The organism is Streptomyces lasalocidi (assembly GCF_005280215.1).
GTDB lineage: Bacteria > Actinomycetota > Actinomycetes > Streptomycetales > Streptomycetaceae > Streptomyces > Streptomyces longwoodensis.
Map to the genome: position 1 here is coordinate 2,547,799 of NZ_SZNQ01000001.1, position 14,414 is coordinate 2,562,212.

The 14,414-nt window shown below is 74.1% G+C and carries 12 protein-coding genes; 4 read left to right on the plus strand and 8 right to left on the minus strand.

From position 1 onward, the window contains the following. Window positions 1-36: 36 nt before the first annotated feature. Window positions 37-1,977: an amylo-alpha-1,6-glucosidase gene (locus E4U91_RS11375; RefSeq protein WP_137306744.1), complete on the plus strand. Its 1,941-nt coding sequence runs from the start codon at window positions 37-39 to the stop codon at window positions 1,975-1,977. Between the two features lie 199 nt (window positions 1,978-2,176). Then, window positions 2,177-4,243 (plus strand): LTA synthase family protein, encoded by a 2,067-nt coding sequence (locus E4U91_RS11380; protein ID WP_137306745.1) that lies wholly within the window; start codon window positions 2,177-2,179, stop codon window positions 4,241-4,243. Window positions 4,244-4,262: 19 nt separating this feature from the next. On the opposite strand, the gene dusB is transcribed toward E4U91_RS11380, so the two are convergent. Further along, window positions 4,263-5,417: a tRNA dihydrouridine synthase DusB gene (dusB, locus tag E4U91_RS11385; protein WP_137306746.1), complete on the minus strand. Its 1,155-nt coding sequence runs from the start codon at window positions 5,415-5,417 to the stop codon at window positions 4,263-4,265. Window positions 5,418-5,481: 64 nt separating this feature from the next. Here dusB and E4U91_RS11390 point away from each other — a divergent pair, with 64 nt between their 5' ends. Next, on the plus strand, window positions 5,482-6,936 hold the full coding sequence (locus E4U91_RS11390; protein ID WP_137306747.1) for an MFS transporter: 1,455 nt from the start codon (window positions 5,482-5,484) through the stop codon (window positions 6,934-6,936). 99 nt (window positions 6,937-7,035) lie between these two features. Here E4U91_RS11390 and E4U91_RS11395 read toward each other — a convergent pair whose 3' ends face one another. Continuing rightward, window positions 7,036-8,439: an MFS transporter gene (locus E4U91_RS11395; RefSeq protein ID WP_137310774.1), complete on the minus strand. Its 1,404-nt coding sequence runs from the start codon at window positions 8,437-8,439 to the stop codon at window positions 7,036-7,038. A 173-nt stretch (window positions 8,440-8,612) separates the two neighbouring features. Between E4U91_RS11395 and E4U91_RS11400 the strand changes: the two genes are divergently transcribed. Continuing rightward, window positions 8,613-9,530, plus strand: a complete 918-nt coding sequence (locus E4U91_RS11400) for a helix-turn-helix transcriptional regulator (protein WP_137306748.1) — start codon at window positions 8,613-8,615, stop codon at window positions 9,528-9,530. A gap of 16 nt (window positions 9,531-9,546) precedes the next feature. On the opposite strand, the gene E4U91_RS11405 is transcribed toward E4U91_RS11400, so the two are convergent. The 6 genes from E4U91_RS11405 to E4U91_RS11430 form a co-directional block, all read right to left on the minus strand. Then, complete coding sequence (locus tag E4U91_RS11405; RefSeq protein ID WP_137306749.1) at window positions 9,547-10,134, minus strand: TetR/AcrR family transcriptional regulator; 588 nt, start codon at window positions 10,132-10,134, stop codon at window positions 9,547-9,549. Window positions 10,135-10,157: 23 nt separating this feature from the next. Then, the gene (locus tag E4U91_RS11410) at window positions 10,158-11,165 is read right to left on the minus strand and encodes an aldo/keto reductase (protein WP_137306750.1); all 1,008 of its coding nucleotides are present in this window, start codon (window positions 11,163-11,165) and stop codon (window positions 10,158-10,160) included. 41 nt (window positions 11,166-11,206) lie between these two features. Continuing rightward, window positions 11,207-11,647, minus strand: a complete 441-nt coding sequence (locus E4U91_RS11415) for a Fur family transcriptional regulator (protein WP_137298261.1) — start codon at window positions 11,645-11,647, stop codon at window positions 11,207-11,209. Between the two features lie 68 nt (window positions 11,648-11,715). Then, window positions 11,716-12,618 carry a metal ABC transporter permease gene (locus E4U91_RS11420; RefSeq protein ID WP_137306751.1) on the minus strand — a complete coding sequence of 301 codons (903 nt, stop codon included), beginning with the start codon at window positions 12,616-12,618 and terminating at the stop codon, window positions 11,716-11,718. Beyond that, window positions 12,618-13,385: a metal ABC transporter ATP-binding protein gene (locus tag E4U91_RS11425; protein WP_137306752.1), complete on the minus strand. Its 768-nt coding sequence runs from the start codon at window positions 13,383-13,385 to the stop codon at window positions 12,618-12,620. The genes E4U91_RS11420 and E4U91_RS11425 overlap by 1 nt, the downstream gene beginning before the upstream one ends. 56 nt (window positions 13,386-13,441) lie before the next feature. Next, window positions 13,442-14,410 carry a metal ABC transporter substrate-binding protein gene (locus E4U91_RS11430; protein WP_137306753.1) on the minus strand — a complete coding sequence of 323 codons (969 nt, stop codon included), beginning with the start codon at window positions 14,408-14,410 and terminating at the stop codon, window positions 13,442-13,444. Window positions 14,411-14,414: the final 4 nt, after the last annotated feature.

Here is a 14,414-nt window from a genome sequence, read left to right on the forward strand (position 1 = left end):
AGGGAGACCCAGGCAGACCCAGGGAGGGGACCGGGGATGACGGACCGGCATCATCTGCTCGTGTACGGCGGGACGTTCGCCGCCGTCGACGACCGCGGGGACATCGGCGGCGGGCGCGGCACCGGAGCCTGCCCGCCGGGGCTGTTCGTGCGGGACGCGCGGCACCTCAGCCGCTGGCAGCTCACCGTGGACGGCGCCGTGCCGGAGCCGCTGGCCCCGGTCGCCGAAGGGGACACCGCCCGCTGCGTGCTCGTGCCGCGCGGCGGCCGCGGCGAGCCGCCGTCCTGCACGCTCTCGCGCGAACAGGCCGTGGGCGACGGCTCGTTCGTGGAGTCGCTGCGGGTGACCAACAACCGCCCCGTGCCGACGACGGTACGGCTCGCGGTCACCGTCGACGCCGACTTCACCGACCAGTTCGAGCTGCGCTCCGACCACCGCACCTACACCAAGGGGGGCGCCGTCCGCGCCCGCGAAGTCCTCGACGACGGCGTGGAGTTCACCTACCGGCGCGGCGCGTGGCTGTCCCGGACGACGGTGACCGCCGAGCCCGCCCCGGACGCCGTGGAGGAGACCGGCACCGGCGCCCGCCGCCTCGTGTGGACGCTGGAGCCGGACCCGCACGGCACCACGGAGCTGGTGCTGAGGGTGATGGCCCGGCCGCACGGCGAGAAGCGGGCGCTGCGCGTGCCGCGGTCCCCCGCCGCGCTCGCCGGGCGACAGCGCGCCGCCGAGGGGAGGTTCGTCGAGGGCGTGGCGTTCCCGTCGGACTGGCCGGAGCTGGCGGCGGCCTGTGCGCGCGGGCTCGCGGACCTGGCTGCGCTCCAGGTCCCGGCCACCGGCCCGGACGGCGAGGAGCTGCGGGTGCCGGCGGCGGGCGCGCCCTGGTTCCTGACGCTGCTGGGCCGCGACGCGCTGCTCACCTCGCTGTTCGCGCTGCCCTACCGGCCGCAGCCGGCGGCCGCCACGCTGCTCGCGCTCGCGGCGGCGCAGGCCACCGGGGGCGGCCGGGAGGCGGTGGCGCAGCCCGGCAAGATCGTGCACGAGGTGCGCCACGGCGAGCTGGCCCACTTCGGTCAGGTGCCGTACGGCCGGTACTACGGCTCGGTGGACGCCACCCCGCTGTTCCTGGTGCTGCTCGGGGCGTACACCGAGCGGACCGGGGACACCGCCCTGGCCCGCCGGCTCGAGCCGCACGCCCGGGCCGCCGTCGGCTGGATGCTGGACCACGGGGGGCTCACCTCGCGCGGCTACCTGGTGTACCGCGCCGACCGGGGCGGCCTGGCCAACCAGAACTGGAAGGACTCCCCCGGCGCCATCTGTTCGGCCGACGGCAGCCGCCCGAGCGGGGCGGTGATGGCGGCGGGCGCCCAGGGCTACGCGTACGACGCGCTGCGCCGCACGGCGTGGCTGGCGCGCACGGTGTGGGACGACGGCACGTACGGCGCGCTGCTCGCCCAGGCCGCGGCCGACCTGCGCGACCGCTTCCAGCGGGACTTCTGGATGCCCCGGCGGAACTTCCCGGCGCTGGCGCTGGACGGCACCGGCCGCCCGGTCGACGCGCTCGCCTCGGACGCCGGGCACCTGCTGTGGTCGGGGCTGCTGGACAAGGAGTACGGCGAACTGGTGGGCAGGCGCCTGCTGGAGGAGGACTTCTTCTCCGGCTGGGGCGTGCGCACGCTGGCCGCCGGGCAGCCGGCGTACCACCCGCTGTCGTACCACCGCGGCTCGGTCTGGCCGCACGACAACGCGCTGATCGCGCTGGGCCTGGCCCGCTACGGCCTGCACGACGAGGCCCGCACGGTCGCGCACGCGCTGGTCGACGCGGCGGCGGCGACCGGGCACCGGCTGCCGGAGGTCCTGGCGGGCTACGGCCGCGACACGCACCCGGAGCCGGTGCCGTACCCGTACGCGTGCGTGCGGGAGTCACGGTCGGCGGCGGCCCCGCTGGCGCTGCTCACGGCGGTCGGCGGGGCGTGAACGGCGGCCCCGGCAGGTGACCCGGCGGCTTCCCCGGCCGGAGCGCCGGTGACTCCTTGGGCGGGTGTTTGCGCGGTGTTTGCCGAGCACGGGCCGTCGGGGCTGAACGCGGGCCCGCGGGGGGCCGTACGCAACGGTGGCGGATCCGGCCCACCCCGGGTCCGCCCCTCGACCGGCCGCCGCACGGAAGGACCCCCGGGTGCCCGCCTCCACACCCTCGCCCGCCCCGCCCGCCCCGACGTCCCCGGCCGACCCGGACGCGGAGGCGACGACGGACTCCGCGCTGACCGCGAGTGCGGGGCCGGACGACACCCGGAGCGCCACCGCGGGGAAGCCGGCCGCCCAGGGCGACGCGGGAGGGACCGCGGGCCCCGCCACCGAGAGCCCTGCCCCGCAGGGCGACACGGAGCACAGCGACGACGCGGGCGCCACGGTTGACGTGGGCGACACGGTTGACGTCGGCGACGCGGACGACACAGGCGACGCGGGCGGCACCCGCAGCACCACCGCCGCGAGCCCGGCCGCGCAGGATCCCGCCGGGGAGGTCGTCGCCGCGGAGACCTCCGGGGCCCCGCGCGGGCGCGGGGCGGGCGCGCGCCTCGCCCGGCTGCGGGCCTGGCGGGAGAGGTACCCGCGGGCCGCGCGGGTGGTGTGGTGGGCCACCACCGTGCTGTCGGTCGTGCTCCTCTACCTGGCACTGCTGCTGCCGGTGCCGCTCACCGGGTTCGAGCCGAGGATGCTGCTGCGGCTGCCCGGGGAGGCGGTCGTGGTGGCGGCCGTGCTCACCGCGCTGCCGCGCCGGCCCCGCGGGGTGGTGGCGGCGCTGGGCGGGGCGGGCCTGGCAGCGCTGACCGTGGTGAACCTGCTGGACATGGGGTTCGGCTCGTACCTCGGGCGGGGGTTCAACCTGGTCCTCGACTGGGAGCTGCTGGACGACGCCCGCTCCTACCTCGCCGACTCGCTGGGCGGGACGACCACGGCCCTGCTGACGGCCGGGGTGCTGGTCCTGGTGGTGGCGCTGTTCGCCGGCATGGCGGCGGCGATGGTGCGCGTCGGCACCGTCCTCGGGCGCGACGCGCAGACGTCGACCCGGGTCACCCTGGTGGCCGGCACGGTGTGGATCACCTGTTCCGTCCTGACGGTCCAGCTGGCCGGGCAGCCGCTCACCGTGCACCGGGCGGCGGGCGCGCTGAACGCGCAGACCGACCGGGTGCGCGACACGCTGCGCGACGAGGCCGCGTTCGGCAAGGAGGCCCGGGCCGACCGGTTCGGCAACACGCCCGCCGCCCAGCTGGTGCCGGACCTGCGTGGCAAGGACGTGGTGTTCACGTTCATCGAGAGCTACGGGCGCAGCGCGATCGAGGACCCGGTCATGGCGCCCGGTGTCGACCGGACGCTCGCGTCGAGCACCGCCGCGCTGGAGAAGGCCGGGTACCGGGCGAAGAGCGGCTGGCTGACCTCGGCGACCTACGGCGGCAGCAGCTGGCTCGGCCACTCCACCACCCTGTCGGGGCTGTGGATCGACAACCAGCAGCGCTACCGCACGGTGATGGCCAGCGACCACCTGTCCCTGACCAAGGCGTTCCGCAAGACGGGCGCCTGGGACACCGTCGGGGTGATGCCGGGCGTGCAGAAGGGCTGGCCGGAGCAGAAGTACTACGGCCTGGACAAGGTCTACAACGCCTTCCAACTGGGCTACCAGGGACCGAAGTTCAGCTGGTCGACGATGCCGGACCAGTACGCGCTGGAGGCGTACCAGCGGATGGTGCACGGCAAGCAGCGCGACAAGCCGCTGATGTCGGAGATCATCCTGACCTCCAGCCACCAGCCGTGGGCACCGATCCCGAAGATGGTGGGCTGGGACGAGCTGGGCGACGGCTCGGTGTTCGGCCCGATCGAGAAGGCGGGCCGCCGGGCCGGGGACGTCATCGCCGACACCACCGCCTCCCGCGAGGAGTACGGCAAGTCGATCCAGTACTCGGTGACCGCGCTGACCCAGTGGCTGGAGCGCTACGGCACCGACGACACCGTGCTGGTCTTCCTCGGCGACCACCAGCCGATCTCCCGGGTCAGCGGCACCCACGCCAGCCGGGACGTGCCGATCTCGATCGTGGCCAAGGACCCGAAGGTCCTCGACCGGATCGCCGACTGGGGCTGGACGGACGGGCTGCGCCCGGCGCACGGCGCCCCGGTGTGGAAGATGAGCGCCTTCCGCGACCGCTTCCTGCTGGCCTACGGCTCCACCCCGCACCCGAGCGGGGGCTGACGCCCCGGGCGGGCGGAGGTCAGCCGCCCGAGGTGTCCAGCTCGGCGTCCTCGCCGATGCCCGCGCAGTCGTACGGGTCCTTCAGCCAGCCGTCCGGCAGCACCACCCGGTTGTTGCCGGACGTACGGCCGCGGGGCCCGTCGGCGCCGTCCGGCCAGGGCTGGTCCAGGTCCAGCTCGTCGAGGCCGGCCCGCAGCTCGGCCAGCGACGAGGTGATCGCCAGCCGCTTGCGCATCTCGCTGCCGACCGCGAAGCCCTTGAGGTACCAGGCGACGTGCTTGCGGAAGTCGATCACGCCCCGTGCCTCGTCGCCGATCCACTCCCCGAGCAGGGTGGCGTGCCGGACCATGACGTCGGCGACCTCCCGCAGCGCGGGGCGCGCCAGGTCGGTCGTACGGCCCTCGAAGGCGGCGACCAGGTCGGCGAACAGCCACGGGCGGCCGAGGCAGCCGCGGCCGACGACGACGCCGTCGCAGCCGGTCTCGCGCACCATGCGCAGGGCGTCCTCGGCGGACCAGATGTCGCCGTTGCCGAGGACGGGGATCTCCGGCACGTGCTCCTTGAGGCGGGCGATGGCCTCCCAGTCGGCGGTGCCGCCGTAGTGCTGGGCGGTGGTCCTGCCGTGCAGGGCGATGGCGGTGACGCCCTCCTCGACGGCGATGCGGCCGGCATCGAGGTAGGTGAGGTGGTCGTCGTCGATGCCCTTGCGCATCTTCATGGTGACCGGCAGGTCGCCGGCCCCGGTGACCGCCTCGCGCAGGATGGCCCGCAGCAGGGGGCGCTTGTACGGCAGGGCGGAGCCGCCGCCCCGGCGGGTGACCTTGGGCACCGGGCAGCCGAAGTTGAGGTCGATGTGGTCGGCCAGGCCCTCCTCCGCGATCATGCGGACGGCCTTGCCGACGGTCGCCGGGTCGACGCCGTACAGCTGGATCGAGCGCGGGTCCTCGCTCGCGTCGAAGTGGATCAGCTGCATGGTCTTCTCGTTGCGCTCGACCAGCGCCCGCGTGGTGATCATCTCACTGACGAAGAGGCCCTTGCCGCCGCTGAACTCCCGGCACAGCGTGCGGAACGGGGCGTTCGTGATGCCGGCCATGGGGGCGAGGACCACCGGGGGCCGGACGGCGTGCGGGCCGATCTGCAGGGTCGTGTTCTGGGCGGGCGCGGTCGTGGGCATTCCCCCATTCTCCCGTACGGCACCCGGTGGGGCGACATTCTTTAGTTAGGCGTACTATTCACCTATGCCCGAGCTCAGCCACCGCCGGCGCCTGCTGGTCCTGACGATCTGCTGCTTCAGCCTCCTGATGGTCAGCCTCGACACCACCGCGCTCAACGTCGCCCTGCCCGCCATGCAGCGCGGCCTGGACGCGAGCACGGCGGGGCTCCAGTGGAGCATCGACGCCTACACCCTGGTCCTCGCCTCGCTGCTGATGCTCTCGGGCTCCACCGCCGACCGGATCGGACGCAGGAAGGTCTTCCTGACCGGGCTCGTCCTGTTCGCCCTCGGCTCGCTGCTGTGCTCCCTCGCCCCCAGCCTGGAACTGCTGGTGGTGTTCCGCATGGTGCAGGCGGTCGGCGGCTCCATGCTCAACCCGGTCGCCATGTCGATCATCACCAACACCTTCACCGACCCGCGCGGGCGGGCCCGCGCCATCGGTGTGTGGGGCGCGGTGATCGGCATCTCCATGGCGGCCGGCCCGCTGGTCGGCGGCCTGCTGGTGGAGTCCGTGGGGTGGCGCTCCATCTTCTGGGTGAACCTGCCGATCGGCCTGGCCGCCCTGCTGCTCACCCTGCGCTTCGTGCCCGAGTCCCGCGCGCCCCGGGCTCGCCGTCCCGACCCGGTGGGCCAGGTGCTGGTGATCGTCCTGTTCGGCTCGCTGACCTACGCGATCATCGAGGCGCCGGAGAGCGGCCCCGCCACCGTCCTGCCGTTCGCGGCGATCGCCCTCGCCGGGCTGCTGGGGCTGCTGTGGTACGAGCCCCGCCGCGACGAACCGCTCATCGACCTGCGCTTCTTCCGCTCCGTGCCGTTCAGCGGCGCCACGCTCGTCGCGATCTGCGCGTTCGCGGGGCTCGGCGGGTTCCTGTTCCTGTCCACGCTGTACCTGCAGAACGTACGGGGGCTCGACGCGCTGCACGCCGGCCTGTGGATGCTGCCGATGGCCGTCCCGATGTTCCTGTGCGCACCGCTGTCCGGACGGCTGGTCGGCACCCGGGGGCCGCGGCTGCCGCTGCTCGTCGCGGGCGCGACGATGACGGTGAGCGGGGTGCTGTTCGCCGCGTTCGAGGCGGAGACGTCGGACGGCACGCTGTTCCTCGGGTACGTCCTGTTCGGCATCGGCTTCGGCTTCGTGAACGCCCCGATCACCAATACCGCCGTCTCCGGCATGCCCCGCGCCCAGGCAGGCCTGGCGGCGGCGGTCGCCTCCACCAGCCGCCAACTCGGCCAGACGCTCGGCGTCGCGGTGATCGGCGCGGTGCTGGCGTCGGGGATCGGCGCGGGGTCGTACCGGGGGTCGTTCGTCGCGGCGGCGGTGCCGGGGTGGTGGATCCTGGTGGGGTGCGGGGTGCTGGTGCTGGTGCTCGGGGCAGTGAGCAGCGGGGCGTGGGCGCGGCGGTCGGTGGAGCGGGTGGCGTCGGACCTGGAGGTGGGTGAGGTGCGGGGCGCTGCGCCGCGGCTGGAGTCACGGGCCTAGGCGCCGTCGGGGGTCGTTGTGCTCTGGCGGGTGCGGGTCGTTCGTGGCTGGTCGCGCAGTTCCCCGCGCCCCTTGAGGTGCGGACGCCGGCCCGGGGTGTCAGCGCACCGTGCGTGGCAGGCGCAGGCTGAGGACGCCTGTGAGGAGGACTCCGGTCAGTTGGGCCGTCAGGGTCCACAGCAGGGCGTCGCGCATGCCCGTGTGGGGGACCAGGGAGAGGAACAGGGTGCCCAGGGTGGCCACGCCCAGGGCCAGGGCCGACTGCTGGGTGGTCACCATGACCCCGCCGCCCACGCCCGCCCGGGCCGGCGGCACCTCGGACAGCACGATCCGCATCAGCACCGGCAGTTGGAGCGCCTGACCGGCGCCGGCCACCGCCGCGCCCGGCAGCAGCTCGACCAGGCCGAGGTCCGGCCACGAGCGCCACGTCGCCAGCATCATCAGCGCCACGCCGACGCCCTGGAGCACCGCGCCCGCGCCCACCACCCGGGTGCCGTACCGGGTGACCAGCCGCGGACCGGCCAGCGAGACGCACAGGAACACCACGGCCATCGGGGCGAGGGCCAGTCCCGCCGGGACCGGGTCCAGGCCCGCGCCCCGCTGGAGGGCGACCGCGATGACGAACATGAAGCCGCTGAAGCCGATCGAGAACGGCACGATCATCACCAGTCCGCGCCGCAGCGAGGTCAGCGCGAGCAGGCTCGGCGGCACCAGCGGTGTACGGCCCCGCCGGTCGGCCCGGCGCTCCACGGCCCAGAACGCGCCCGCCGCACAGGGGAACGAGGCCAGGGACAGCCACGTCCACAGCGGCCAGCCGGCCGCCCGGCCCTCGGTCAGCGGGACGAGCAGCGTCAGCAGCGCGGCCGCGAGCAGCGCCGTGCCGGGCCCGTCCACCGGCTCGGGGCGCCGGGAGCGGGTCTCGGGCACCGCGCGGGCGGCCAGCACCAGGCCGACGACCACGACGGGCACGTTGACCAGGAACACCGACCGCCAGCCGGTGCCCGCGAGGTCGGCGGCGACCAGGACCCCGCCGAGGATCTGGCCGGCCACCATGGACAGGCCGGCCGTGGCGCCGTACAGGCTCATCGCGTGGGCCCGGCGGGGGCCCTCGGTGGCGGCCTGGATGGTGGCGAGGACCTGCGGGAGCATCGCGGCGGCCGACGCGCCCTGCGCGACGCGGGCGGCGACCAGCGTCCAGGCGTCCGGCGCGAGGCCGCAGGCCAGCGAGGTCAGGCCGAAGGCGGCCATGCCGCCGAGGAAGAGCCGGCGCCGCCCGAAGAGGTCGCCGAGCCGACCGCCCAGGACGAGCAGCACGGCGTAGGCGACGCCGTACCCGGCGACGACGAGTTCCAGGACGGACTCGCTCGCGCCGAGGTCGCGGCCCATGGTGGGCAGGGCGACGTTGACGATGAAGAAGTCGACGAGCGGCAGGGACGCCGCCAGCAGCACGGTGAACAGTCCCAGCGTGCCCAGTGCGGGCGGTGCCGACGCGGTGCGCGGGATGTCCGGGGTGCCCGGGGTGGGGGTCCTTCCGGTGGGTGCGGTCGGTCCGGTCGTGCGTGTTGTCTCGGTCACGGGACCGAGCCTGCGCCCCGGCCCAGACGGGTACCAGAGTGTCCTTGTCCTGGTAGCAGGAGTACCTGGCAACAGGATCCGCGCCACGGCACCCTGGAGACATGGCGAGTACGGCGATCACCCACCCGCACACCACGAGCGCGGCCGCGCGGGACGGCCGGGAGATCCGGCGGCACGAGCTGGCCGGGTTCCTGCGCAGCCGCCGCGAGCGGATCACCCCCGAGCAGGTGGGCCTGCCGCGCGGCACCCGCCGCCGCACACCGGGCCTGCGCCGGGAGGAGGTCGCCCAGCTCTCCTCGGTCGGCGTCACCTGGTACACCTGGCTGGAACAGGCCCGCGACATCCACGTCTCCGTGCAGGTCCTCGACGCCCTCGCCCGCACCCTGATGCTCGACGCCGGCGAGCGCGCCCACCTCTTCCAGCTGGCCGGCGCGACGGATCCGACGCCCGCCGCGCGCTGCCCGTCGGTCACCCCGGCGCTGGAGGAGATGCTGCGCCGGCTGGAGCCCTTGCCGGCCTGCATCCAGAACAGCCGCTACGACATCCTCGCGTACAACCGGGTCTACGGCCGCCTCCTGGGCGACCTGGACGCGGTCCCGCCCGAGGACCGCAACTGCATGCTCCTCGTGCACACCGACCCGCAGTGGCGGGCCTCGATCGTGCACCTGGAGGAGGCCGAGCGGGTCATGGCGGCCAAGCTGCGGGCGTCCATGGCCGGTCATCTGGGCGAGCCCGCCTGGAAGATGCTCGTGGCGCGGCTGGAGGAGCGGTCTCCGTCGTTCCGGGAGAACTGGCGCCGCTACGAGGTCTACGCCAGCCCCACCCGGATCAAGCTGTTCCGCAACCCCTGGGTCGGCCTGCTCACCCTGCACCACACGGACCTCTGGCTGACCCCCGAGTTCGGCGCCCGCATGGTGACGTACGCCCCGGCGGACGACGACAGCCGGCAGCGCCTGGACCGGCTGCACGCACTGGTGACGCGGGACGAACGGCAGGAGCGGCCGGAAGCCGCGGCGTGATCCGAGGGAGAACCCGTCAGGGCCGCAGGCCCCGCAGCAGCAGGTCCACCACCGCCGTGAACTCGTCCTCGATGCCGGGGCCGGTCCACTCGCGGGCGTGGCAGGGGTCGTGGAAGCGGCCGGTGGCGTGGAAGACGGCGCGGGCCGCGGTGAGCGGGTCGGGGGCCGTGAAGGTGCCGTCGGCGACGCCCGCGCCGATGACGACGGCGAGCTGCGCGGTGAGGTCCTCGATGTGCTCGCCGACGGCGGGGCCGCTCTCCTCGACCAGCACCATGTAGGTGGCGAACAGCTCCGGGTCGTCGCCCGCCTTGTGCCGCTTGGCCTCGAACAGCGCGGCGAGCCAGTCCCGCAGCCGGTCCCCGGCGTCGCGGTCCTCGGCGGCGATCACCGCGAGCCGCTCGGAGGTACGGTCCAGCCAGCGCTTGGTGACGGCCTCGCGCAGCGCGGCCTTGGTACGGAAGTGGCGGTAGACGCTGCCGTGGCTGACGCCGAGCGCGCGGGCCACGTCGACCACGGTGGCCTTGGCCGGTCCGTGGCGGCGCAGCACCTCCTCGGTCGCCTCGAGGATGCGCTCGGCGGTCAGGGTCTCGGTGGTCGCTGCCATGTCCTAGACCGTACCCGGTGGCCTCACTTGCTCCCGAGGTGAGCCATCTGCGCGGCCGGGTAGCGGTCGCCGGCGGCGGCGTCCGCGGGCACGGCCCGCTCGATGGCGTCGAGGTCGGCCTCGTCCAGCGTGACGTCGAGCGCGCCCAGGGACTCGGCCAGGCGCTCGCGGGTGCGGGCGCCGACCAGCGGCACGATGTCCTCGCCCCGGGAGAGCACCCAGGCGATGGCGATCTGCGCGACGGTCACGCCCTTGTGCGCGGCGATCGCGCGCAGCGCCTCGACGAGGCCGAGGTTGTGCTGGAGGTTCTCGCCCTGGAAGCGGGGCGACATGGCCCGGAAGTCGTTCGGGGCGAGCCGGCGGTCGGGGGTGAAGTGGCCGGAGATCAGACCGCGGGACAGGACGCCGTAGGCGGTGACGGAGATGCCCAGTTCGCGGGTGGTGGGCAGGACCTCGTCCTCGATGCCGCGGGAGATCAGCGAGTACTCGATCTGGAGGTCGGAGATCGGGGCGGTGGCGGCGGCGCGGCGGATCGTCGCGGCGCCGACCTCGCTGAGGCCGATGTGCCGGACGTACCCCTTCTCGACGAGCTCGGCGATGGCGCCGACGGTCTCCTCGACCGGGACGTCGGGGTCGAGCCGGGCGATGCGGTAGACGTCGATGTGGTCGACGCCGAGGCGCTGGAGGGAGTACGCGGCGAAGTTCTTCACGGCGGCCGGGCGGCCGTCGTACCCGCTCCAGGCGCCGTCGGGGTCGCGCAGGGCGCCGAACTTCACGCTGACCCGGGCCTGCTCCCGCAGGGCGGCGGGCGCGGTGCGCAGGGCCTCGCCGATCAGCATCTCGTTGTGGCCCATGGCGTAGAAGTCGCCGGTGTCGAGCAGGGTGATCCCGGCGTCCAGGGCGGCGTGGATCGTGGCGATCGACTCCGCCCGGTCCGCCTCGCCGTACAGCGCGGACATGCCCATGCAGCCGAGGCCGAGGGCGGAGACCTGGGGACCGGTGGTTCCGAGCGTGCGCGTGTGCATCGTCATGCCCTCAGCTTGGCATGACGACTGACAGATTTCAATATCTGTTATTCGTTACTCGTCCGGGTGTCGCGTCCGGTCAGGCCGGCGCAGTCCGCGCAGGTGCCGAAGATCTCCACCGTGTGGGCCACGTTGACGTAGCCGTGCTCCGCGGCGATCGCCTCGGCCCACTTCTCCACCGCCGGGCCCTCGACCTCGACGGCCTTGCCGCAGGCGCGGCAGACCAGGTGGTGGTGGTGCTCGCCGGTGGAGCAGCGGCGGTAGACGGACTCGCCGTCGGAGGTGCGCAGCACGTCGACCTCGCCGGCCTCGGCGAGGGACTGCAGGGTGCGGTAGACCGTGGTCAGACCGACCGAGTCGCCCTTGTGCTTGAGCATGTCGTGGAGGTCCTGGGCGCTGCGGAACTCGTCGACCTCGTCGAGCGCCGCCGCCACGGCGGCACGCTGCCGGGTGGCGCGGCCCTTCACGGGCGGTCCAGCGGTCGTCACCGGTCACTCCTTCGGATGGCTCGCGTCGGCACCTGCCGGGCCATTGTGCCAGCCCGGCTCCCGGCCGGTCAGACGCCGACTGAGCCGTCGGGCGCGCGCGTGGCCGGAATCGCGCACTCCGCCGGGTCCCCGGGCGGGCTGCCGGCGGCCAGGGCGCGGGCGCGCCGCCGGGCCAGCGGGGCGGCCAGGGCGGTCAGCACCAGGAACGCGGCGATGGTCAGCAGCACGATCGTCGCGCCGGGCGGGACGTCCTGGTAATACGAGGTGACGGTGCCGCCGATGGTCACCGTGACGCCGATCGCGACGGCGACGGCGAACGTCGCGGCGAAGCTGCGGCTCAGCTGCTGGGCGGCGGCGACCGGCACGACCATCAGGGCCGACACCAGCAGCAGGCCGACCACCCGCATCGCGACCGTCACCGTGACCGCGGCCGTGACCGCCGTCAGCAGGTTCAGGGCGCGCACCGGCAGCCCGGTCACCCGGGCGAACTCCTCGTCCTGGCTCACCGCGAACAACTGCCGGCGCAGGCCCAGGGCGACCAGCACCACGAACGCCGCGAGCAGGCAGATCGCCGTCACGTCCGACTCGGACACCGTCGACAGGGACCCGAAGAGGTACGAGGTGAGGTTGGCGTTGGAGCCGCCCGGCGCGAGGTTGATGAACAGCACGCCGCCGGCCATGCCGCCGTAGAAGAGCATCGCGAGGGCGATGTCGCCGCGGGTCTTGCCGTACCAGCGGATCAGCTCCATCAGGACGGCACCCAGCACCGACACGAGGGTGGCCGTCCACACCGGGGAGGTGGACAGCAGGAAGCCGAGGCCGACGCCGGTCATGGCCACGTGTCCGATGCCGTCGCCCATCAGGGCCTGGCGGCGCTGGACGAGGTAGATGCCTACGGCGGGGGCGGTGATGCCGACCAGGACGGCGGCGAGCAGCGCCCGCTGCATGAAGGCGTAGTCGAGGATTTCCATCAGCTGAGCAGTCCCGTGCGGAGAGGGTGGGCGTCGGCCGGTGAGTGCGGGTGGACGTGGTCGTGGCCGGGGAGGGCGTGCTGGCCGACCGCCCGCGGGGGCGGGCCGTCGTGCAGCACACAGCCGTCGCGGAGCACCACCGCGCGGTCGATGAGGGGTTCCAGCGGGCCCAGCTCGTGCAGGACGAGCAGGACGGTGGTGCCCCGGGCGACCTGCTCGCGCAGGGTCGCGGCGAGCACCTCCTGGCTGGCCAGGTCGACACCGGCCATCGGCTCGTCCATGATCAGCAGCTCCGGCTCGGCGACCAGGGCCCGGGCGATCAGCACGCGCTGGTGCTGGCCGCCGGAGAGGGCGTCGACCGGGTCCCTGGCCCGGTCCGCGAGGCCGACCAGCTCCAGGGAGTGCCGTACGGCCGCGTGGTCGGCCTTGCGGAACACGCCGAAGCGGGTGCGGGAGAGCCGGCCCGAGGACACCACCTCGGTCACGGTGGCCGGCACCCCGCCGGCGGCGGTGGTGCGCTGCGGCACGTAGCCGAGGCGGGCCCAGTCGCGGAAGCGGGCCCGCGGCGTGCCGAACAGCTCGACGGTGCCCGCGCTCACCGGGACCTGGCCGATGACGGTGCGCACGGCCGTCGACTTGCCGGAGCCGTTCGCGCCGAGCAGGGCGACGACCTCGCCGCGGCCCACGGTCAGGTCGATGCCGCGCAGGACGGGGCGCGCGCCGAGTTCGGCGCGGACGCCGCGCAGCGCCAGGACGGGCTCGCTCATGCCGCTCCCCGGCTTGTCGTTGCGGTCGGCCCGGTCTGTCCGGTCGGTCCGGTCGGTCACTTCGCCCCCAGGGCGGTCTTCAGGGCCGTGAGGTTGGCCCGCATGACCTGGAGGTAGTCCTCGCCCCGCGACTTCTCGGTGATGCCCTCGATCGGGTCGAGGACGTCGGTCCGCAGGCCCGCGTCCTTGGCGACGGTCTTCGCCGTCCTGTCGCTGACGAGCGTCTCGTAGAAGACGGTGGTGACCCCGTCGGCCTTCGCCATCTTCTCCAGCTCCTTCACGCGCGCGGCGCTGGGCTCGGACTCGGGGTCGAGGCCGTTGATGGCCTCCTCGGTGAGGCCGTAGCGCTCGGCGAGGTAGCCGAAGGCGGCGTGGGTGGTGAGGAAGACCTTGGTCCGGGTGGCGGCCAGGCCGGTCTTGAACTCGGTGTTCAGGGCGTCCAGTTGGCGCACCAGGTCGGCGGTGTTCTTGCGGTAGTCGGCCGCGTGGCCGGGGTCGGCCTTGGCGAAGGCCGCGCCGACGCCCTCGGCGACCTGGGCGTAGCGCACCGGGTCGAGCCAGATGTGGGGGTCGAGGCCGGACGACTCCCCGCCCTCGGAGCCCTCGTGGTCGTCGTGCTCGGCCGCGTGGCCGCCGACCTCGTTGCCGTGCTTCTCCAGGGAGGTCAGGGACGCGGCGTCGATCTTCGTCCTGACCCCGGACTGGGCGACGGCGTCGTCGACGGAGGGCTGGAGGTTCTTGAGGTAGAGCACCGCGTCGGACTCCTGGAGCCGCGCGGTCTGCCGCGCGCTGATCTCCAGGTCGTGGGGCTCCTGGCCGGGCTGGGTGAGGCTGGTGACGTGCGCGTGGTCCCCGCCGATCCGCTCGGCGAGGAAGGCCATCGGGTAGAAGGAGGCGACGACGTCGAACTCGTCCGTGTTGCCCGCTGCCGCGGTGTCGCCGCCGCAGGCGGTGAGGGTGGCGATCCCGAGGACGGTGGTGGCCGTGACCGCCGCGGCGGATATGAGGCGTCGTCGTACGTTCATGACA